Annotated in this window: 23 protein-coding genes; 3 read left to right on the top strand and 20 right to left on the bottom strand. The window is 63.9% G+C overall.

Annotation, left to right across the window (positions count from 1 at the left end):
• The first annotated feature begins 148 nt into the window (after window positions 1–148).
• Together ACERNI_RS10850 and ACERNI_RS10845 are read left to right on the top strand one after the other, a co-directional pair.
• Window positions 149–1279: a hypothetical protein gene (locus ACERNI_RS10850; RefSeq protein ID WP_448833312.1), complete on the top strand. Its 1131-nt coding sequence runs from the start codon at window positions 149–151 to the stop codon at window positions 1277–1279.
• Between the two features lie 14 nt (window positions 1280–1293).
• Window positions 1294–1788 (top strand): hypothetical protein, encoded by a 495-nt coding sequence (locus ACERNI_RS10845; RefSeq protein WP_448833311.1) that lies wholly within the window; start codon window positions 1294–1296, stop codon window positions 1786–1788.
• A 182-nt stretch (window positions 1789–1970) separates the two neighbouring features.
• Here ACERNI_RS10845 and ACERNI_RS10840 read toward each other — a convergent pair whose 3' ends face one another.
• The 9 genes from ACERNI_RS10840 to ACERNI_RS10800 form a co-directional block, all read right to left on the bottom strand.
• Window positions 1971–2366, bottom strand: coding sequence for a DUF4376 domain-containing protein (locus tag ACERNI_RS10840; protein ID WP_448833310.1), 396 nt, complete (start codon window positions 2364–2366; stop codon window positions 1971–1973).
• Between the two features lie 85 nt (window positions 2367–2451).
• On the bottom strand, window positions 2452–3342 hold the full coding sequence (locus ACERNI_RS10835) for a hypothetical protein (RefSeq protein ID WP_448833309.1): 891 nt from the start codon (window positions 3340–3342) through the stop codon (window positions 2452–2454).
• On the bottom strand, window positions 3339–4088 hold the full coding sequence (locus ACERNI_RS10830) for a hypothetical protein (protein WP_448833308.1): 750 nt from the start codon (window positions 4086–4088) through the stop codon (window positions 3339–3341). Before ACERNI_RS10830 ends, ACERNI_RS10835 begins: the two co-directional genes overlap by 4 nt.
• Window positions 4088–5161 (bottom strand): baseplate J/gp47 family protein, encoded by a 1074-nt coding sequence (locus tag ACERNI_RS10825; protein WP_448833307.1) that lies wholly within the window; start codon window positions 5159–5161, stop codon window positions 4088–4090. The genes ACERNI_RS10830 and ACERNI_RS10825 overlap by 1 nt, the downstream gene beginning before the upstream one ends.
• Window positions 5130–5693 (bottom strand): phage GP46 family protein, encoded by a 564-nt coding sequence (locus ACERNI_RS10820; protein WP_448833306.1) that lies wholly within the window; start codon window positions 5691–5693, stop codon window positions 5130–5132. Before ACERNI_RS10820 ends, ACERNI_RS10825 begins: the two co-directional genes overlap by 32 nt.
• A complete protein-coding gene (locus ACERNI_RS10815) occupies window positions 5690–6124 on the bottom strand; it encodes a phage baseplate assembly protein domain-containing protein (protein WP_448833305.1) in 435 nt (144 codons plus the stop codon). The genes ACERNI_RS10820 and ACERNI_RS10815 overlap by 4 nt, the downstream gene beginning before the upstream one ends.
• Window positions 6121–7218 carry a hypothetical protein gene (locus ACERNI_RS10810; RefSeq protein ID WP_448833304.1) on the bottom strand — a complete coding sequence of 366 codons (1098 nt, stop codon included), beginning with the start codon at window positions 7216–7218 and terminating at the stop codon, window positions 6121–6123. The genes ACERNI_RS10815 and ACERNI_RS10810 overlap by 4 nt, the downstream gene beginning before the upstream one ends.
• Before the next feature lie 8 nt (window positions 7219–7226).
• Window positions 7227–8015 carry a hypothetical protein gene (locus tag ACERNI_RS10805; RefSeq protein ID WP_448833303.1) on the bottom strand — a complete coding sequence of 263 codons (789 nt, stop codon included), beginning with the start codon at window positions 8013–8015 and terminating at the stop codon, window positions 7227–7229.
• Entirely contained in the window at window positions 8012–8467 is a 456-nt protein-coding gene (locus tag ACERNI_RS10800) for a DNA circularization N-terminal domain-containing protein (protein WP_448833302.1), read from the bottom strand. The genes ACERNI_RS10805 and ACERNI_RS10800 overlap by 4 nt, the downstream gene beginning before the upstream one ends.
• 71 nt (window positions 8468–8538) lie before the next feature.
• Between ACERNI_RS10800 and ACERNI_RS10795 the strand changes: the two genes are divergently transcribed.
• The gene (locus ACERNI_RS10795) at window positions 8539–9030 is read left to right on the top strand and encodes a WYL domain-containing protein (RefSeq protein WP_448833301.1); all 492 of its coding nucleotides are present in this window, start codon (window positions 8539–8541) and stop codon (window positions 9028–9030) included.
• A gap of 3 nt (window positions 9031–9033) precedes the next feature.
• Here the strand turns inward: ACERNI_RS10795 and ACERNI_RS10790 are convergent, their stop codons facing one another.
• From ACERNI_RS10790 to ACERNI_RS10740, 11 genes are all read right to left on the bottom strand, one after another.
• Window positions 9034–11070: a phage tail tape measure protein gene (locus ACERNI_RS10790; protein ID WP_448833300.1), complete on the bottom strand. Its 2037-nt coding sequence runs from the start codon at window positions 11068–11070 to the stop codon at window positions 9034–9036.
• A gap of 86 nt (window positions 11071–11156) precedes the next feature.
• Entirely contained in the window at window positions 11157–11525 is a 369-nt protein-coding gene (locus ACERNI_RS10785) for a hypothetical protein (protein WP_448833299.1), read from the bottom strand.
• Window positions 11526–11550: 25 nt separating this feature from the next.
• Window positions 11551–11922, bottom strand: a complete 372-nt coding sequence (locus ACERNI_RS10780) for a hypothetical protein (RefSeq protein ID WP_448833298.1) — start codon at window positions 11920–11922, stop codon at window positions 11551–11553.
• 54 nt (window positions 11923–11976) lie between these two features.
• Window positions 11977–13482: a hypothetical protein gene (locus ACERNI_RS10775; protein ID WP_448833297.1), complete on the bottom strand. Its 1506-nt coding sequence runs from the start codon at window positions 13480–13482 to the stop codon at window positions 11977–11979.
• Window positions 13483–13497: 15 nt separating this feature from the next.
• Window positions 13498–13695, bottom strand: coding sequence for a DUF2635 domain-containing protein (locus ACERNI_RS10770; RefSeq protein WP_448833296.1), 198 nt, complete (start codon window positions 13693–13695; stop codon window positions 13498–13500).
• 19 nt (window positions 13696–13714) lie between these two features.
• Window positions 13715–14383, bottom strand: a complete 669-nt coding sequence (locus tag ACERNI_RS10765) for a hypothetical protein (RefSeq protein WP_448833295.1) — start codon at window positions 14381–14383, stop codon at window positions 13715–13717.
• Window positions 14384–14385: 2 nt separating this feature from the next.
• The gene (locus tag ACERNI_RS10760) at window positions 14386–14778 is read right to left on the bottom strand and encodes a hypothetical protein (RefSeq protein ID WP_448833294.1); all 393 of its coding nucleotides are present in this window, start codon (window positions 14776–14778) and stop codon (window positions 14386–14388) included.
• 1 nt (window position 14779) lies between these two features.
• Window positions 14780–15103: a DUF2190 family protein gene (locus ACERNI_RS10755; protein ID WP_448833293.1), complete on the bottom strand. Its 324-nt coding sequence runs from the start codon at window positions 15101–15103 to the stop codon at window positions 14780–14782.
• Window positions 15104–15162: 59 nt separating this feature from the next.
• The gene (locus ACERNI_RS10750) at window positions 15163–17184 is read right to left on the bottom strand and encodes a prohead protease/major capsid protein fusion protein (RefSeq protein WP_448833292.1); all 2022 of its coding nucleotides are present in this window, start codon (window positions 17182–17184) and stop codon (window positions 15163–15165) included.
• Window positions 17174–18688: a phage portal protein gene (locus ACERNI_RS10745; RefSeq protein ID WP_448833291.1), complete on the bottom strand. Its 1515-nt coding sequence runs from the start codon at window positions 18686–18688 to the stop codon at window positions 17174–17176. Before ACERNI_RS10745 ends, ACERNI_RS10750 begins: the two co-directional genes overlap by 11 nt.
• 3 nt (window positions 18689–18691) lie before the next feature.
• Window positions 18692–18898: a phage head-tail joining protein gene (locus ACERNI_RS10740; RefSeq protein ID WP_448833290.1), complete on the bottom strand. Its 207-nt coding sequence runs from the start codon at window positions 18896–18898 to the stop codon at window positions 18692–18694.
• Window positions 18899–18900: the final 2 nt, after the last annotated feature.

Here is an 18900-nt window from a genome sequence, read left to right as displayed (position 1 = left end):
AAATGTCTTGGGACTTGGTTGCGCACCCTGCGACAGCCGGGCCTTGCAGCGGGCCGGTTCACGATCATTTAACCGGGCCACGTGCACAACCCGATGCTGCGTATTGTCAGTTTGCCTTTTTGCGCAAACTCGCTATTTTAGGTGGATCATGAGCAATTCGGACGCGCGGACACCAGGGCAACTGATAACCGAGCTTCTTCGCGAGCGTGGTTGGACGAACCGCGTGTTGGCGATAGTGCTTGGCGTGAATGATCCGATTGTAAGCAAACTCGCGAGCGACAAGCGCCCCGTCGATGCTGCGATGGCAATCGCTCTTGAGGAAGTCTTTGGAATTCCAGCCCAGCAGTTTGTCAGCCTGCAGGCCAGCTATGACTTGGCCAAGGCCCGCATTGAAACGAGGCCCGATCCCAAACGTGCAATCCGCGCGAATATCTATGGGGGCTTGCCCGTTGCTGAAATGATCAAGCGTGGCTGGATCGATACTGACGACACACGGGATCCAGACGCAGTTGAGGCCGCGCTTTGTCGCTTCTTCAAGGTGAACCGGATCGAAGATGTTTCTGGCTTCGCATTTGCTGCGAAAAAGACGGAAGTCCATGCAAGCGCGACGCCGGCGCAAATGGCTTGGTTGCATCGTGTAAGAACGATCGCGAGCGAAATGCTGATTGGCCCCTATTCTCCGCAAAGGGTCGAGGACGCAATCTCCAAGATTCATGTGCTTCGTTCCCATCCGGAACACATGGCCCGAGTTCCACGGATACTGGCTGAATCTGGCATACGATTTGTGGTCGTAGAGGGCCTCCCTGGAGGCAAGATCGACGGGGCCTGTTTTTGGCTCAACGAGAAAGCCCCTGTGATCGGCATGTCCATCCGGTTCGACAGGATCGACAATTTCCTGTTTGTTCTCCGGCATGAACTTGAACATGTCCGCCGTCGCGATGGCCTCGATGGCGCTGTCATCGACGTTGACATCGCACGGCAACTGGATAGCGAACTGGACGTTCGGGAGCGCATTGCAAACGAAGAAGCACGTGAGTTCTGCGTTCCTAAAAGGGACATGGATGCTTTCATCGCCCGAAAAGCTCCTTATTTCTCTGAGCGAGATCTGATCGGCTTCGCCAAGGCAATCAAAGTTCACCCTGGCCTTGTTGCAGGACAACTCCAGTTCCGAACGGGAAAGTTTGCTCAGTTCCGGAGCCACCTCGCGCCTGTTCGCGACTTCATTCTCCCCACTGCTGAGGTTGACGGCTGGGGAAATGTCCACCCGATCGAAATGTAAAGGGGGAACAAGACTTGGCCGGCAAAAAGCAGCTCCAAAAGATCATAGCTCTCTATCGGGCTATGACGGGGGAGACCGAGCTAGATCCGAAAAGGATCGCGGAATTCGCCCTAAAGAATGGGGTAGAATTGCCCCAGCCGAAGGATCCTCGCGAGCTCTTGGCACGTGAGATAAGCGTTGCCGCTCGCGAAGAACTGCGTCGAGATGAAAAGACCAACAGGCCATATCGCGCATATCATTCATTGCCCATCGAACATGCAGATGGGCAGGTGTCATTCGTATTTGTAGACATCGATGATGCCACGAGGCCGCAAATGCATCGCTCGCTTACCAAACGACGTGAGCAGATGGTGGGTGACGCGGTGCATTTGACCTACGATGCTGACCGATGGAATTCACAGAATCCCGACTTAGAGCCAATTCAAATCGCGCTTGACTTCGCACCGGATGTGGAATGGCGCAAAGCCAGTGACTCAACTGAATTGGATGAAGAGGAAGGGGCTTCATGATCCATCATTAGGCTGAACCTTGCGGTCTGTGCGCCGGCACGCCTTGCGAACCTGTGCTGCGGTCGAACCATTTTGGCTAACCGGTATCTTCATCGGCACCACTAAGGTCATGCGCATTGCTCGCTCCAAGAAAAAAGCCTCGCCAGATGAGCGGGTGAGTAATGGTCAAATTGTGCCGTGGATCAGGCCGGCCAAGGCCAGTCATCGATCTGCTGCGTCGTGGTGATGTCGCCGCCAGCGATGGCAGCGGTCACCGCCGCCTCAGCGGCAAAGCAGGCGTCCACGTGGGCCAGCACCGCATCACTGATGGCGATGATCTCCGGAGCGGCCAGGCTGACAAAACTGCCGTCCGCGCCTTTCCAGCCGACGCTATAATCCGGGTCCGCATCCGCCTTTATGCGAGCGCCCATGATCATGGTCTTGGAGCGATCATCCGTCGCAACCGGCACGCCGCCCACCGTGATCCCGCCTGTCTCGATCTGCCAGCGCTTGTCCGCCGCGATCTCGGTGAGTGATCGCGCGGGGATGGCCGCCGCAATCGCAGCCTCGCGCTGAGCATGCCAGTCTGCCTCGCTCATGATCGCCGCGCCATCTGGGACGGTATCCCCCTCGCCAAAGGCCACAGCTCCATTGCTGAGCGTCTGAGTATAGTAAGTCATGGCGTCACTCCGTCAGGGCAAGGAGATAGGGGTCAGCGACGGCAAGCGGGCCAACGGCCGCGCCCTTGTCCACGACAAGCTGGATTGTGTAGGCCTTGGCCGGATCGAGGTTTTGGGCCACGTGGCGGACGGTGACCGATGACTGGATGCCGTTTGGCGCAACAACGACGCCGAGATACTGTGACGTCTCTACGACGGTGGCCCCGTCTTTGACCCGCACCCGGCCACGGCAGTCAACAGATGCGGACGCGTGGTTATTTTTAAACCCGCAGTACATCAGGATGTCGGCGTATCGGGTGCCGCTGACGGTTATAACCATGACCTCGGTCAGGACGCTCCCCGCCGGGATGTCAGCCAATGGATATCCCGGCGTAAACAGCGCGGTCTTTTTGGCGCGCACCGGCGTCTGACGCTCGAAAAGCTTGATCGGATTGACGACCTGCCAGACGCCGCCGACATAGATCAGATACACCGCGACCCCAGATACCAGCTCACCAGCCGCAATCGCACCGCCGCCTGGATACCTGATTGGCATTGCCCCCCAGCCAGCATTGAGTGTTGCAGCGCCGGTGTTGGTCGCTGATGGCAACACCCTCAGCACCATGCCATCCGCCGGGGCATCCGTCACAGCCGGATCAAGCGCCACCGTCAGGGCGTTGGCCGTGCCGGCGGCCTCCCGGTAGTTGAGAGACTGGGAGCGGATGGCCTGGGCGAGCTGGGTGGAGGCAGCGCCATCCAGCGTCATGCCGGATTTGTCGACGACGGCGCAAAGCTCATCCATCATCTGCTGATAGCCTACGCCGTCAGGCCATGAGCCGCGCTGGCCAAGGCTCATGTCGGCGTTGACGTGCGTATCGCCCGGGCCCGGGTATGCAATGGGCGACCACTTTTTCATGCCATGATTCCTTCGATGCTGTAGTGCGCCCACGTGTGGGAGTGCTTGATGTGCTGGATCAGGCAGACGAGGCCATCCGGCGGAAACGAGCCAAAGCCTTCATTACCAAAGCCAATTTCGCCAAACGCGATCCACGTCAGGGGCAGATTTGGGGCGATGACCAGAAACTCAAACGCCAGATCGGGGCTGCCAAATCCGGCCTCGCCAAAGCCGGTCCAACCGCACTCAAAGGCGTCCCACTCCTCAATCTGGATGTCGTAGCCAATCGCCGCGGCGGCGCAGACCATCGCCTGGATGCTGGCGTCATCGGCCGAGACCAATGCGCCACGCACCGCCTGTCGCCGCGCCTCGAGGCCCGGCGTCTGGCCAAGGCAAGGGTCGGGGAGGCCGTAGTCATACTCCCACGACGCGATCCCACCCTCGTCGGCTGCGGACGGAAACGCCGCGCCGACTGCACGGGTCAGAGTGGCGTAAGCGCCAGCAACGGCGTCAGCCACTACGGCCCAGAGCTTGTGCTGCACCGTCGCGCCAACTGGGCCGCTGGTCTCATCAGTCTGCCAGGCGCGACCACGCGGCGCGACCGCGATGACTTGTGGCAACAGGACGTCGCCGGTTGGAGCCGACAGGCGATCAAGGGGGATGGGAGGGACGCCGCCGAGGATAGCGGGGCAGGTGATAGGGGGCAGCGTCGCCGGCCAGCGATAGCCGGGCGACGCCGCCGGAACGACAAAGGTGCGGGACGGCATCAGGGCATCCACGTGACGCTGCCAAGCACCGGATACTGGCCGGTGGTCAGCATGATGTCGGCGGCTGGCGCAATCAGGTCATGGCTATCCAGTCCAATGGCGGACTGGATAGCGGCGCTGATCCACTCCACGTCAAAGCGGTCACCATCGCTGGGCAAGGCGACTACGGCGCGCTCATCAAACATGTCCTGCAACTCGGCGACGACCTCGGCGCGGATCGCCGTCGTGTCTGGCCGGATATGCACCGACACGTCGATCACCCGGGCGGTCGCCTGCAACACGTAGACGGTGGCCGTCGCTGGCCGTTTGGTCTCGATGTGGGCGGCGACCGCCTCCAGATCCGGGACGGTCGGGATGGCGGCGGAGCCCGAGCCGGTCAGGATCGGATAGACTGACACGGCGCCAGCCCCCGGCATCCAGCCGCGCACAAACGCCCGGGCGATACCCGGGACCTCTGTCGCCCACTCCTTGTAGTCATTGTCATTGCCACCGCGCGTGCGGTTGCGCTTGCGGTAGAGGATGCGCCCGCGCAGCAGGTCATCCAGCTCGCCGTCAGCGCCAGCGCCAAGCCCGGCAGGGCCAACCTCTCCGGAATCTGCAAGATCGGGCACGCTTGCCGCCACGCGCATGGCCGCGGCAGCGGGCGTGTTGCCGTCCGCGCCAGCATCCTCCGCCTGCACGGCTAAGGTGACAGAGTTGCCGACCGCCGTGGCCGGAGCCGTGGTGACAAAAAATACGCCGTCGTTGCGCACCAGGCGGATGCCGGCTGCAAAGGTGACGCCCGGCGTGGCCGCCATGATGACGTTGCCGGTTGCTTGCGCCGCAGGCCGGCGCACGAGGCCGACCTCGTACGCGTGCAGGTCGAGATAGGCGCGCTCGGCGGTCGAGGTAAAAATCTGCCGGAAAAGGTACTCCGCCCGCAGGTCCACATCGTGGACTGCCATGCTGATGACCTTGCCGATGATGCGCAGATTGTTGGGCCAGATCTCGCCGTCAGCGCCGGGGAGGCGGGCGCGGATGTAGCCCCAGACCGCCCGTGATTTATCGAGGAGAGAGGGGATCGCGAACGGCAAGGATGGCCTCCCACAGCCCGGCAAAGGGGCCGTCGTAGATCACGCGACCCGATGGGGCGGCGATGCGGACGTTGATGGTGATCCGGTTGCTGGCCGGATCTGGGGTCGCCTCAAACCGGGTCTCGCCGATGGCGCGCTGACGGCGCAATGGCTCGAGCGCCGCGGTAAATCTGGCGGCGATCTGGCTCGCGTTGGCTGCGTCGGCCGGCCAGCGGAATCGCTCCCACACCGTGTTGCCGAGCGCCGCTTCGCCGCGCGCGGCGTCGACGTCAAAGCCATCACCGGGCCAGCCGCGCAGGTCGATCTGGTCGCCGTCATCCGGATCAGCCGCGCCGCGCGCGTCGGTCATCAGACAGAGCGCGATGGCCGTGGCCAGGGTCTGGCCGGCGCGGAGCCCCAGCGGATTGTGCTGGTCGCTGGGCCCGGAAAGGGCAAAATCGGCGCGATCGGCCCCGAGCACCGGATCTGCGATCAACACAAGATCCGGCGATGACGGCGCGGCGTTGCCGGCCGGGTCAAGGATGCGGGTCATAGGCGGGCAAACACCGTGCTGGAGGGGCCACTCTCGGTCATGACGCGGACATAGGAGCCCGAGCCGTCGCCGCCGACACGGGTTTGCCCGGCCTTGGCGCCGACGACAGTGTTGCCGGCCTCGCTCACCAGAGCGGAGCCGCCGTCACCGGAGAGGCGCAGGGCATTGCCCTTGTGGTCATAAAGCGTCGCGCCGCCGGCCTGCTGGTTTTTGACGCGCAGGCTCGGGTCCTCGATGCCAATGCAGGAGGGCATGTCGCGCCGCCCGTACAAAAACACCACGATGCCGATGGCGCCCACGGGCGGATGGGTGGTGAGGCCGTGCCCCTGGATGCGCACGGCGTCCTCAATCTCCTCGCCCGCCTGCGTCCTGCCGCTGATGAGCTGCAGGTCGCCGTCGTCACGGACGGACGTGATCTCGATGCGGATCATGGGCCATCCATATTGAGATAGGGTTCGGGGTCGACAAAATCCCAGGCGGATTCGTATCGCTCCGACGCGCCTTTTTTGGCCTGCTCGCCAAACGATCCGGGGTCGCGCAGCTCGAGGACGGCGGTCTTGCCCACCTTGTCCTCTTTGTCCCAACGCAGGACGACGCTGGATATCGCCATGTCGCCCTCGATGCGCAGCTCATCCCAGGCGTCGACGGCGATGATGTAACCGGGTTGCCAGTGCTTTCCGTCGTCGGCGCGCCAGCCTGGCGCGATCATGGTGGCGGTCGCCGAGGCTGCGCCAGCGCGTTGCTGGTCATAGCCAGCCCGCTTGCGCAGGCGCTGGGCATCCGCCTCGCCCTCATGGTTGATCACCTGCGGGCGGTAGCGTTTGACGGCGGTGTTTTTGGTGATGCCTTCGGAGCGCAGGTCGGCCTTGCCGTGCTTGCGGGCGGACTGGCCGCGCACCCGGGTCTCGCTAAATTTGTTGCGCTCGCTCAAGGTGGCGTTGGGCGCCGCAATGACGTTGCCAGGCAGGGCCAGCACGCCGGAGTGCCGGCCGCGAACCCCCTTGAACAGCACCTGATCGCCGTTGGCGTCGTCGGTGATGTAGGCGCCCTGCGATCGGGCATAGCGCTCCATCAGCTCAAACACCGTCTCGCCGGGGACCGTGGTCACCTTGTCGATCGGGTCAAACGCGCCCTCGGATTTGATTTTGGCGGCAAAGCCGTCGCCGTCGCCTTTGGCCAGTTCGTCGGCTGCCTCGTGCAGCTTTTTTCGTTTGACGCTGCCGGTTTTGTGGACGCAGGAGCACTCGGCCAGGTCGCAGGTATTGCTCTCGATCGACAGGGTGATCTCGCGGCCTTCCTTGATCGCGGCGCTGCTGTAGTCCCGCACAATGCCGGTGAGCACGGGGGCGCCGTCATCGGTAATCCGGATCTTGGCGCCGGGCGGGGCGACAAAGCGTCGATCACGCTCCACCATGGTGATGGAGGCTTTGCGCACGCCTTCGGTCGCTCCATAGCTCAACGTGAGGCGCAGCACGCCGTCGAGCGGCGCGCCGTCCGCCTCGATGACAACTGACTCGTCTGCCATCGCGGCTCCTATGGGGAGATTGCCTCAATGATGGTCGGCATAAATGCCGGGGTGGCGACGCGGTTGCGGGCAACAAGCTCGCCGGCCCGGGTGGTGTCGCCATAGATCTGCCAGGCCAGCAGAGTGGCGGGCAGGGGGCGTGAGGACTCGACGCGGATGATCCGCTTGAGCCCGGCGGCCTGATCCAGCAGATGGCCTGATGCGTCGCCCCATGCCTTGGCGACCAGCCCGTAACTGACCTGATCCAGCGCGCCGGTATCGAGCAGCGGCGCAAACAACGCGGTCAGTCCCGCCCGGGCGTGCAGGGCGTCATCGCGTGTGGCGTATGTCGTCGCCATCACCCGGCGGGCATAGGCGACGCAGGCCATAGCGCGGAGCGCATCGCGCACCGCCGCCGCAGTTTGCCGCGCCAGCTGGCGCGATAGAGCGCGGGGGGCGGGCCCAGGCGGCGAGGGCGTCGGCAGCACAATGGCCTGATCGGCCACCGGCGGGCGTTGCGGTGCGGCGGCGATGTCCGCCGCAGAGATATCAGCGGCGCAATCCACCAGCAGTTGCGCCGCCTCCGGGTCAGCGGAGACGCGCAGAGCATCCATCACCTGCGCAATGGCGCCCGCAAGGATGTGGCCGCGATCCGGGTCAGACAGGTCGACGCCGATAAAGCCTGGCATGGCGGCGGAGACAGCTTTGCGCACGTCGCCGTCCACAAAACGCGCCGCGCGGCTTTGCAGCGCCGCGCCGATCGCCGCCGCCGTCGACAGCCAGGCAAGGCGGGCGCGGGCCGTATCCAGCTGCATCATGACAGAGCGCTCCCGAGCGCGGAGGTGAGGGCGACAAAGCCGCTGGCAACGGCTGCGGGCGCCAGCAGCGGAGAGACGCCAAGCATGGCTGGCGGCTCATCCGCAAAGCTGATCTCAAAGGCAACAAATCCAATCTTGTCGCGTTCCTGCGCGCGCTCCCATTCAAGCGGCCAGGCCATGCGCGGGGGCGCATGGGGCAGTGAGAGCAGGCCAACGCCGGATTCGCACGCCGCCCAAAGCGCGTAGCTGTTGGGTTTGACGCCGGCCATCTCCGCCACATAGCAGAGCAACCGGGCGCGCGATGCCTTGAGACCGCGATCCTGCGTCACCCAATCGTCGGCGCCCGCCAGCTCATGGATGGCGACGGCGCGGGATCCGGACGTGACCTCGCGCTCGATGTGAAAAGGCACGCCGGCAAACGACGCCGGTGACAATTCGTCCAGCGCCGTCATGGGCGTGATCCTTATTCGCTTTAGTGGATGGGCAGGATGTGTACTTTATACTTGGAGCTGGGGGGGGCATCATGGATATTGGCGGCATCTTTCTGGTGGCGGTCGCGGCGTGCGTTATCTATCTCTGCGTCCGGGCATGGTTGAGACAGCCCAAGCCGCCGCCGCCGCCCGTCGACATAGACCCTGAGCGCCTGACATCGCGGGGCGCGGGTGTGCGTTACGAGCCACCAGCCCCGGCAGCCTCAGATGGCGCGATGAAACGCCCGGAGAGGGTGCGCCCGACCAACTTTGCCATCAAAGCCCACCGCAGGACGATCAATGGTACGGTCAACGCGGCGATCAAGCCGCAGTTTAGGATCGAATATGCCGATGAGGACGGGGTGGTTACTGAGCGGGACGTTTTCCTTCTCGCGATTCGAGAGGATGGCGACCTAGTCTACTGCATCGTGTGGTGCTTCGTGCGCAACGACGCGCGGACCTTGCGGGCAGACCGGATTTTGTCTGCGTCGGATTTGATGACGGGTAAGAGTATCGAGAGCCTGTCGCCATACCTGTTCTCATAGCACTCACTTTTCATACATCGGCATGGAGGTGGCCGATGACTTCCCGGCCCGGATCTCGCCGCGCAATTGCATCATCCCCTGCTTCAATTCGGCGAACCCACGCACAAGCGCACCGTCATCAATCTTGACGACGACATTGACCTGCGCCTCGCCCTTGACGTCGGCGGACCCGAAGAGCTCGGCCTTGACCTGATCTGGTTTGATGGATGCTTCGATTTTTCCACCGCCCAGCACGTCGTTGATGTTGCCAAGAATGGGAGCGGAGGAAGGGGCCAGTGATGCTGGTCGCTCAGGTGGCATAGGGGAAGTGGCAGGCAGTTTGATGTAAGGCTCCGGCTTTCTGTCCCATGCCCCCGGCGCTGGCAGACGCCGGGATAATGAAAAATCACCTCCCACGTTGGCGATGCCATCCCCGCGGAGTGGCGAGCCGATTGGGGCAACTGGTTGTGACCGCATGTCCCATTTGGCATTGGCCGCAGACATTACCGTTGCGCGATGCGCTATGGCGTCAGCTTCCGCCTTGAAGCGGTCCATGTCAGCCAAGCGCCTATCTATATCGCGATTTGCCGCCTCCAGACGGCTGCGCTTTTCGCGCACATGTCTCCGCATAGACGGGGGCGCCCATCTTTTTTCGTCTAGCTCTGGCTTTTCAAGCTCCTTGCTGTTGGCCTGCTTCTCCCGCTCAAGCTTTGCGCGCCACAAGCGCTCATCTTCCTTTGGTCCCCAATTTTTGACGTGTTCATCCAATGGCAACGGAGAAGCTTCGCCAGTCGTCAAATAATTCAACCATTTATTGGCGCGTGCGTTCCAGTTTGGATCACGAGGCTTGTTCGGGCTTTCAATGATATCCGAGGCCGTATCCATGACGGGGACTGCAACTTTTGATAGCAGCTCTCCAGACAGCCCCATCAACCTATCGAACGATGCAGACATCCTGTTTATCGCTGCATCCGCAGTTTTGGCTACTCTCGCTGCATCTTGGTCAATTGTGCCGGCAGAATTAGTCCGGATCTTGCTGGTGTCGTCGGCCAATCTCCTTAAATTTGGCAGCAGCGCCATCATGCCCTGCAGTACCTGCGCATCGCCGAACAGCTGACCCACCTTGAAGCGGTCGCCGCCCGTCGCTTTCATGGTTTCTTCGAGGAGCACCTGTAGGCCATCGACGCCGCGCTTCGCGCCCTCCTTGATCCGCTTTTCAAGGTCGATGCCAAATTTTTTGAAGTTCTTGATCGTCTCTGGCGCAAAAGCCTTCTGGGCAATATTTTCCCACCTGTTGGCGGCCTCATCGGATGTGCCGGTATACTCGCGGATAATTTCCAGCGCTGCCACTGTCTTTGCCAAACCGGCAGCTCCGGTAAGACCAAGCTGCTTTGCGCCAGCGCCGATGCTTGGCAAATCTTTCGCCATGCTGTTCAGCTCATAGCGACCCATCTTGCCGCCGTAAGCCATGAGGTCGAACGCTTCGCCGAGCGTGTTGGCGGTAAATCCAAACTGCTGGATAGCTGCCACGCCAGCGCCGGTGAGGTCGCTTATCGTGCCGCCGGAGGCCTTGGCGGCCTTGACGGTGGCTGGTACTGAGCCGATGGCGGTATCCCATTCAAGACCCGCAGCAACAAAGATATCTGCGGCACTCGCCATCTCCTTCGCGGTGACGCCCATGGCGGGCCCCTGCGTGCGGAAAGATTGGAGCGCCTTAGTAGCCTGCTGATCGGTGGCATTGGCTGTGATGGCCACGCGGGTCATAGCCATTTCGACGTCCGCGTATGCACGCACAGCCTTGGTTGCCCCGTAAGCCGCCGCCGCCGGACCGATGTACCGCGCAGCCATTGGCGCGAGAGCGGTCATGGAGGCATTCATTTTTTCCGCCATGCGCATCTGGCGGCCCATGGCGGCGGCGCCTGCATTCGCAAAGCGGGTGCCTGACAAAGCACGCGCCGAGGATGACATCATCCCCATCTGTCGCGCCAGCTTGGCGAAAACTCCGCCAGTACGGTCAGAGGCCGTGATGCGGGCCTCGGCGGTCATCACCTTATCGGCCACGGTAGAGCCCCCTTACTTACCGCGCTTGCGGCGCGTCTCGTGATATTTGACTGCCCGCCCGTGCCACCAGATCAAGGAGGATAGGGTCATCCGATCGACAGCGGCGGCGTCCCATCCGAGGGCGAAAACGAGTTCGTCGGCTCGCTGCTCGATGCCGGCTCTGCCGCCGGCGGTAAGAAAAAACCGATAATCACGTCCGAAATGGCGATCGAGTCCTGAATGCTGCAGCGGTCGAGCAGAAGTGGATCAACGTCATCAACGAGATCGCGGGCATAGCCGCTGACCACCTGATGATCGATACTGCGCATCACCATCCCATCGCGGCCAAAGGCTTGCGCGAATGGTTCTCCGTGGCGTCTCAGGTCTCCGAAAACCGGCTCGCGGAAGCGCAACTCGGTGATCGGCCCCTTGTGGCCAGTAAGTGGCTTGATGAGTTTGACGACGGCCTCGGCCATGGCGCGGGCTCCTTATATATATGCGTCAGCCGCCGACGCGGCGGTAATTCGCGCGCTGACAGCCAAAGCTGATGTTGGTGATCGCGCCACTGTCGGGAGCATATTGCGGCTCGCCGATTGCCTTGGCGGCGGTGTAGAGGTGCGTCACGCCACGGTGCTCCTCGACAAAGGTCACGTCCTGCGGCGTCACCATGTCTGCCGCGGTAAACGTGCCCTCCAGCGGATCCTCGAGGTCCAGCTTGATGACGGACGGTTTGGTCTTGGCGGTCTGGTAGACGCTGCCGTCGATATTGCCCTCGACGGCGGTCTCCAGACCGACATTGGTCAATTCGGCCGAGGCGCGGGCGGTGTAAGACCGCCCGCCGATCGTGAAGCTGCACTCGCCAAAGGTTTGCATCGGGTCTCTCCGGGGCGATGGTCAGGGGGCTGGCCGGCGATGCCGGCCAGTGAATCAGGACTGAAACTGGGCGGACGCCTGGACGTTAACCGCCAGCACGTGCAGCGGATTGACCCGGTCAATGGACATCTCGGCGTTGATGCGGGTCGGATCGCTCGAGCGCTCGACCACCAGCCGCTTGAGCATGCCGTCGATGTCCTCGAGGATGTGCGCCTCGTTGCGCAGCTTGCTAAGCGCGTGGCCAAAGCTGGCGCGCACATCCTTGGGGCGCGACTGGGCCGGGTGATACGGCTCCATATCGCCCGCCGCCGAGGTGTTGGCATGGACGCCCCAGACATAGTTGGCGGTGTAGCGGACGGTGTAGATGTCGATCAGCGGGTAGTTGATATCGAGATAGTTGATATCGTCCATGCCCTGATCGTCATGCTGATACGTCGTGATCACCCGCTCGAACGTCACCTTGCCATCAGCCGTACAGGTCAGGGGCGAGACGCCGTCATAATACAGGGCGTTGCGCTCGGACGTGTCAAAGGCATTGCCGCCGGATCTGGGCGGGTTGAGATCGCGCAAGATGCGGCCGTTGCACGGTCTCGCCAGCCGCTGCGCCTCAGTGAGTGTGGCGCCCAGATCGTAATACTCGGCGAGGCCGGCCGTGCATTGCGCCAGGATGGCCCACTTGCTGTCCGGGCTGTCGTACTGGCCGATGAGGATGCGCGCCCGATCGTTCATGGTGTCGCCAGCAGCAGCGAGGGCGCCATAGGTATCCTGCCGCGCAAACACGGCAAGGCCGTACTGCATCGACATCGGGTCCCAGCGCGCGGTGACAAAATCACTGAGCGCATCGATGCTGGCGGAGTCGTCAAAGACGCAGCCGTACCAGTCAATCGCGGTGTCGCCGAGCGCGGCGAGGGCCATGGCGAGATCAGGCGCGCCGGTGCCGGCCGTGACCGCCCCGACCGTCACGGCGGCGGCGAGCGCCGACGTCTCGTCATAGAGCGCAAAGTCGACGCGGCTATCCGTGCCGGTGACCACGCCCGTGTGCCGGTCGGTGATGGTGACGACGTTGGTTGTCGCCGCCGCCGTGACCGGCGGAGTGATGGCCGTGGCCAGGCCAGACAGATAGTAGGGCGACTGGATCGCGGCGGCGATCTTGCCGGCGAGGGTCGCCGTGGTGTCGGCGCCGGCGACGGTGATGCTGCGACGGCGACCATGCACCCACAATGGATACGCCCCAGCGGCCGGCACGCTGTTGACGGTAACCGTCTGCGCCCCTGCCGTGCCGGACGGATCAGCAACCGGCAAAAACCACATCTCGTAGACCGCCGCCTGACGGCGGGCCAGCAACGCCACCTCGGCGGCGATCGATCCCGCGCCAAACGCCGCGATGGGATTGGACGGCATACGGATCGGCGCGCCGGCTGGCGCAGTGCCAGCGGCGAGCTTGGGAGCGATAAACAGGATGCGGGACTGGCCCTGATAGGGCCGCTCACCGCTGTTGACCTCCATCCGCATGCCGGGGACCCGGAGCGAGGCGGGGATCTGATTAAAGGACACGGCCATGGGCTGCGGCTCCGGTTACTTTTTCGGGGCGGGCGCAGGCGTTGCCGCCGGCTCGCTGTTGGGGTTGGTCGCCTCGACAAGGTCGCCAGCGGCGAGGCGGCGGATCAGCCAGGCGTCGCGCGGCAGGCTGTCGCCCGCCGGCGGCAGGACGGCGTAAGCGCGCGCAGGGACGCGCACCCGGCGCCGGGGCGCGGGCTTGACGTAGATCTCCATGGGGATGCTCCAGCGGCGGTCAGCCGATCGGCGTGACCTTGGTGATGTCGACGCCGGTCAGCGGCGTCTGGATGTCGAGGGCCATGGTCGCCTCGAGCGCGGCGGCGGCGGCCTCGATGATCTGACGGCCGGCGTCACCGTCTGGGAGCAACGCCGCGACCTTGCGCGCCCAGGCGGGCGATCCGTAGTCACGCGGCATCTGGCAACTGAGGATGACGGCGCGTGCGGCGAGGGGCGAGCCGCCCTCCGACTCGCGGTAGGGCTCGCTGCTCTGGTCTGCCACCTTGGCGCGCGCCTGATAAAATACCGCCTGAGGTTTGATCATCAGGCGATGCAGGATCTGGCTGCACGTGGTGTCGATCGCCGCCTCGAGCAAAGGATCAGACGATGGCATGCCGAGTGACAAATCATCGTCGACGTCGACCAGCTGCCGGGCGGTGACCTGCAAGATGAGCTGCACGGTCGGTATGTGGGGGTGTCCGTTGACTGATGACCCAGGCTGCGAGCGCATCTCCTCGGTGTAGATGACGATGGCGATGCGCGGCTCGGCGGCCGAGAACTTGTCATACCCGTCGAGACGGCTGTCAAAGACCCTGTCCTGCGCCATCGTCGGCCACACGCCGCCGATGGAGGCTGGCGGGCAGATGGCGGCGAGGGCGGCGCGGCGCAGGACAAGCTGGGCGAGCATATCTATCCAGACAGGGTAATGCGCAGCCAGGTCTCATCCTGGGCGGCGTCTGACGCCACCTTGAGCACTTGGCCATTGCGGACGCGGGTGACCAGATCGCCGACCTTGGGGAGCCAGGGCAGCGAGCCGGACGGCAGCGACAAAATCCAACGATCGGACTGCGCGCCGGGGCGGCGGGCCGTCTCCTCCGCCTCCATCACCGGCGACCGGCCGGCGACGCGGGCCTCCAGCGTCAGGACGCCTGTCGTCTCGACGTCGGGGCCGCGCTCCAGATCTGTGCCGGCGACAATCCGTGCGCCCCGGGCGGGGACCATGGGGCGGATGATCACCGGCTCGCCGCCGTGCCGCAAAAACACGCTGTCGGTTTTGGCGGCGAGCCGGTCGAAGATGGTCACGTCAGAGCGCCGCCAGTTTGACGGACACGCTGGCGTCGCCATTGGCGGCGGCGGCCCACGCGTGGCCGATGGCGGTATTGCCGCTGGCCGTGGTGGTGACGTTCTTGGCGGCGGCGTCAAAGTAGACCTTGGCGCCGATCGTGATTGCGCCAGCCGCCTTTGGCAGGTCAAAGACGCCGTCCGTCGCCGCCTCAAACTCCTCGCCGTTGGCTGCGTCCGTGTAGGCGACGCCCGGTACGAGGCCGGACAGGACAAGGTCGCCGGATTTGACGGCAGCCGTCGCCGTCACGGTCATCGAGTGACCGCGTTGCACCATGTTTTTCATGGGGTTGCTCCGATGTCGGGATAGGTGGTGAGGCGGGCCGTCAGGCGGCCCGGGTCAGATCAATTGCCGGGATTTTTGCCAAAGCCGCGGAAGTCGATGGCCTTGGCCGCGAAGTCGAGGCGGCCCTTGATCTCGATGCCATCGACGTCAAAGCCGATGCGCTCCTCGGTATAGAGGCCTTGCTCGCCCTCGAGATAGGCATACTCGATCGTGTCCCACCGGCCGGGGTCGGTAATGGCAAACCACGGCGAGGCGCCCGCCTTGTTGTACAGCCGATCCTCCACGATGATGTCGAAGCTGTTGGCATAGACGTTGACGTCGCCGGTATTGGCGGCCGTGATCGCCGACACCAGCTTGAGCGCCGCAAGCTTGTGCTTGCGCGAGACCGCCAGGAACTTGATCGGTAGATTGAGTGGCTTTCCGGCCGCATCGACCTGCTGGCCCATCAGCAGTTCAAGCTCGTTGACCGTGGTTTCGCTCGGATCGCCCGCCGTGCCGGTGTTGCCATGGTCGGTGTGGAACAGATCCTTGCCGTCTCCCATCTTGTGGGCCTTGAGCAGCACGCCCCAGACGATGTCGCTTTCCAGCTCGGCGGCGGCACGGGCGAACAACGACGGCAGGCGATCGAAGGCGCCCAGGTCATCGTTGATCAGGGTCTGGCGGGTGATGGCGATCTTTCGCCCATAGGTCGCCAGGGCGTACTTTTCCGCCCCCTCGCCAAGCGTTGCATGGGTGTACTCGCCGCCCTCCCGGATCTTCTTCAGCTCAGGGATGCCGTTAAGCGCGACAACCGCCCGCTCCTTGAAATCTGGAAGGTTTGACTGGCGCGAGAACGGCTTCCAGGTCTGCACGGCCGCGCCGTAAGCATCGCGCATGCGCTTGCTGGCGACGTTGGCGAGCAGGATCGGAAAATCCGAGGTCGACATGCCGCCGGAGCGCACCGACAGGCCACCGCCCAGACCGAGCAGTCGTCCGGCCAGCTCCATGGAGCTGGTGTCGCGCAGGCGCTCGCCCGTGGTCTCCTCGTGGTAAACCCGGCCCATCTCCAGCAGGCGCATGCCGCGCCACTGCCGCGCGGCGTCGTCAAGCTGGACGGCCTGCGGGTTGGCGCGGTGCAGGATGGCGTTCTGGACGGCGGCGCGCAGGGTGTCGCCGGCGTCGGTGATCACCTGGACGCGATTGTTGATCTGATTCGCGGCGGAGCGCTCGGCGACAGCGTCGAGGACAATGGCCCGCACGGCGTCGAGCGTGGCGGTCGAGCGGATCTGTTCGGCCGCCCAGCCCTGCGGCATGCCGTGGCGCTCGGCGAGGGTGATGATCTCTGCAGCGCGGGCGCTGGTATTCTCTGCGACCGGGGCCTGAGCAGATGGCGCCGGAGCGGGAGCCGCGGGCGGCGCGATCGGCGCGGCCCGGGTTTCTGGGGTCGGGGTGTCGTTGGTCTGGCCGTTTGCGGCCGCAGCAGCGCCTGGCATGCTGATCTCCTGAGTTGGGGCCGCAGCCCGCGTAACGGTAATGGGGTAGGTGACAGCTTCGCCAGCGCCGGAGCGCACTTGCGCGCCTGCATCAGCGGGGACGGTGACAAAACTGATTTCGGTGGGCGTCCATCGCTCAACGATGCGCTTTTCGACCTCGCCGCGCTTTTCGGCATCGATGACCCGCGCCTGGTCGATGATGTATCCCACCGACACGTTGCGGATGATGCCGTCAGACACGAGGCCAAACATTCGGTCGGCTCGCTCATCGATGCCAGCCGCCGGGAACCGGATTTCGGCGAGAGCCTCGTTGCCGGCAATCCATGCCCGCTCCACCACGGCGACCTGCGACCCTGTCGACCAGGTTGAGTGGCTGTCGAGCACCGGGCCGCCGGCATTCATGCGGGTCAGATCCACGGCCCTGGCGCTGACCTCCAGCACCTCGTCAAAGGGCACAGCTGTATCCCACCCCGTCCAGCGCATGCGCCGGACCGAAGCGCCTGTCGAAAATACGACTCTGACGGTGCGCGTGTCGGCGTTGACAGCCGACGCGCCAATGGGCAGATCGCGCGTCTGCATCGGCAGTGCGCCGGGAATATCAAGCGGCATCGGCTAAGTCCTCATTGTCGTTCTGGGTTTTGGCGTCGGTCTGAGCCGCGCCCTTGACGCCGCGCGCCGCACGGCGCGGATCGGCGTCGAGCACGACGCCCCTGGCGTCGATATCCTTGAGCCAGCTCTCGATCTCATCGAGCTGGTCATCTGGATCAAAGCCACAGCCGGCCACGAATTGCTGCCAGGTCATCCGACCGCTGCGCACGGCGAGGATGTCGGCTTGCAGATCCTTCAGAGGGTCGATTGGCTCGACCGCCGGCATGATCCACTCGACCGGATAGCCATCGGCCCGGCGCGGCAGCACGCCAGCATCCTGTGCAGCGTCGACAAACCAGCGCCAGATCTTATCCAGCAGCATCGGTACGAGCGTCAGCCACTGGATTTGCTCGATCAAACGTCGAAACTCGATCTTTCCGGCGCGCAGGCTGGAGTAGTTTGCCTGCCTCAGATCGCCGGTGAGCTGGTCGTAAGTGATGCCTGCGCCAGCGGCGAGGGTCATCCAGTTGTTAACCTGCACCGAGTCAAATGCCAGCGACGACGAGGGCGTCACCGCGCCGATGTCCTCGCCATCTTCCAGGTAGTTGATCATGCCTGGGGACAGCATCTCGAGCCGCCGCCGAACGTCGCCGCGCTTGCTGTCGACGCGCTCCTCAACCGTTTGCGCGAGCGTCGCATTACTGCCGGGCGTGCGCTTGACGAAAACCGACAGGCAAGCTTCCGTTTTTGCCTTTACGGCAATTGCGTCCTCAAGGTCAGCGATATCCCGCCCCTTGAGCAGCACCGGCGCCACCCACGGCACACCGCGCGCCTGACCAATCCTGTCCTTGCGATAGACATGCAGCACGTCATTGGCCGGCACCAACGATGACGCGCCGCGCAACATGCCCATCATCCGGTTGTCAGGATGAAATGGCATGAGCCAGTAGCCAGAGCGGCTGCCGTCAGCGTTAAACGCGATGCCCTGATCCGTCATCGGCCCGGCGCGAGACGTGTCGAGATGGTCCCCCTCGAGCAACTGGAGGCGCAACGGCACCTTGCCGCGTGCGAATTTCGTGTGCTGGCGTCGCACCAACACCTCGCCTGACTCCACGATCGTGCCAGCGGCCAGGGCGATCAGACCGTTGATATCAAGCTGATCCTCGGTGTCCGCCGCCTTGCTCCACTCGCGCCACACCTTGATGGCCCGCTTGTTGGCGGCCTTGCTGCCCGTCTTGACGGTCGGCGTGATGCCGGAGCCAACGGCGTGGCTGACAAAGGTGGTTTTGATTCGTGGACCCCACCAGGTGTTGCGCATGACGTCGCGGCTGCGATTGACCAGCCGGGGCAGGCTGCCCCGGATGGCGTCATTGGCGCTGCCGCCGGGCGCGCGCCAGCCCTGCGTGCGCCGGCCGAGCTTTGCCCCCTCGTAGGAGCGCAACTCGGCCAGCACCGATCGGGCATGAGCACGGCGCAGCCCTGCCGCAGGCGAGACCTGCGACACCAGCCAGTCGATAGGATGCATGGATCAATCCCGGTAGTGGACGGCAAATGTCGCCATCTGGCGCGGGGCGGCGGACGGATTGACCTCGTCATCCATCATCTCGAGCGTCTCGCGCATGTCCTTCAGCGAGCGGTAACGGACATGGCGGCCGTCCGCGAAGCGCACCTCCAGCACACCTTCGGCGATGGCCTTCTTGAGGTTGTCGATATCGGACTGCGTCCAGGTGGCCATGG

Source organism: Camelimonas sp. ID_303_24 (genome assembly GCF_053543495.1).
Note: the sequence above shows the minus strand (reverse complement) of the source record. Positions and strands in the feature narration are given on the sequence as shown.

What these genes read in the sequence shown, in the direction of transcription:
- ACERNI_RS10840 (WP_448833310.1), bottom strand. Translation starts at nt 2,366, where the DNA reads ATGAGCGAGGCAGACTGGCATGCTCAGCGCGAGGCTGCGATTGCGGCG.
- ACERNI_RS10755 (WP_448833293.1), bottom strand. Translation starts at nt 15,103, where the DNA reads ATGAAAAACATGGTGCAACGCGGTCACTCGATGACCGTGACGGCGACG.
- ACERNI_RS10850 (WP_448833312.1), top strand. Translation starts at nt 149, where the DNA reads ATGAGCAATTCGGACGCGCGGACACCAGGGCAACTGATAACCGAGCTT.
- ACERNI_RS10750 (WP_448833292.1), bottom strand. Translation starts at nt 17,184, where the DNA reads ATGCCGCTTGATATTCCCGGCGCACTGCCGATGCAGACGCGCGATCTG.
- ACERNI_RS10770 (WP_448833296.1), bottom strand. Translation starts at nt 13,695, where the DNA reads ATGGAGATCTACGTCAAGCCCGCGCCCCGGCGCCGGGTGCGCGTCCCT.
- ACERNI_RS10820 (WP_448833306.1), bottom strand. Translation starts at nt 5,693, where the DNA reads ATGACCCGCATCCTTGACCCGGCCGGCAACGCCGCGCCGTCATCGCCG.
- ACERNI_RS10740 (WP_448833290.1), bottom strand. Translation starts at nt 18,898, where the DNA reads ATGGCCACCTGGACGCAGTCCGATATCGACAACCTCAAGAAGGCCATC.
- ACERNI_RS10795 (WP_448833301.1), top strand. Translation starts at nt 8,539, where the DNA reads ATGGATATTGGCGGCATCTTTCTGGTGGCGGTCGCGGCGTGCGTTATC.
- ACERNI_RS10785 (WP_448833299.1), bottom strand. Translation starts at nt 11,525, where the DNA reads ATGGCCGAGGCCGTCGTCAAACTCATCAAGCCACTTACTGGCCACAAG.
- ACERNI_RS10815 (WP_448833305.1), bottom strand. Translation starts at nt 6,124, where the DNA reads ATGATCCGCATCGAGATCACGTCCGTCCGTGACGACGGCGACCTGCAG.
- ACERNI_RS10775 (WP_448833297.1), bottom strand. Translation starts at nt 13,482, where the DNA reads ATGGCCGTGTCCTTTAATCAGATCCCCGCCTCGCTCCGGGTCCCCGGC.
- ACERNI_RS10810 (WP_448833304.1), bottom strand. Translation starts at nt 7,218, where the DNA reads ATGGCAGACGAGTCAGTTGTCATCGAGGCGGACGGCGCGCCGCTCGAC.
- ACERNI_RS10780 (WP_448833298.1), bottom strand. Translation starts at nt 11,922, where the DNA reads ATGCAAACCTTTGGCGAGTGCAGCTTCACGATCGGCGGGCGGTCTTAC.
- ACERNI_RS10765 (WP_448833295.1), bottom strand. Translation starts at nt 14,383, where the DNA reads ATGCTCGCCCAGCTTGTCCTGCGCCGCGCCGCCCTCGCCGCCATCTGC.
- ACERNI_RS10745 (WP_448833291.1), bottom strand. Translation starts at nt 18,688, where the DNA reads ATGCATCCTATCGACTGGCTGGTGTCGCAGGTCTCGCCTGCGGCAGGG.
- ACERNI_RS10830 (WP_448833308.1), bottom strand. Translation starts at nt 4,088, where the DNA reads ATGCCGTCCCGCACCTTTGTCGTTCCGGCGGCGTCGCCCGGCTATCGC.
- ACERNI_RS10835 (WP_448833309.1), bottom strand. Translation starts at nt 3,342, where the DNA reads ATGAAAAAGTGGTCGCCCATTGCATACCCGGGCCCGGGCGATACGCAC.
- ACERNI_RS10800 (WP_448833302.1), bottom strand. Translation starts at nt 8,467, where the DNA reads ATGACGGCGCTGGACGAATTGTCACCGGCGTCGTTTGCCGGCGTGCCT.
- ACERNI_RS10805 (WP_448833303.1), bottom strand. Translation starts at nt 8,015, where the DNA reads ATGATGCAGCTGGATACGGCCCGCGCCCGCCTTGCCTGGCTGTCGACG.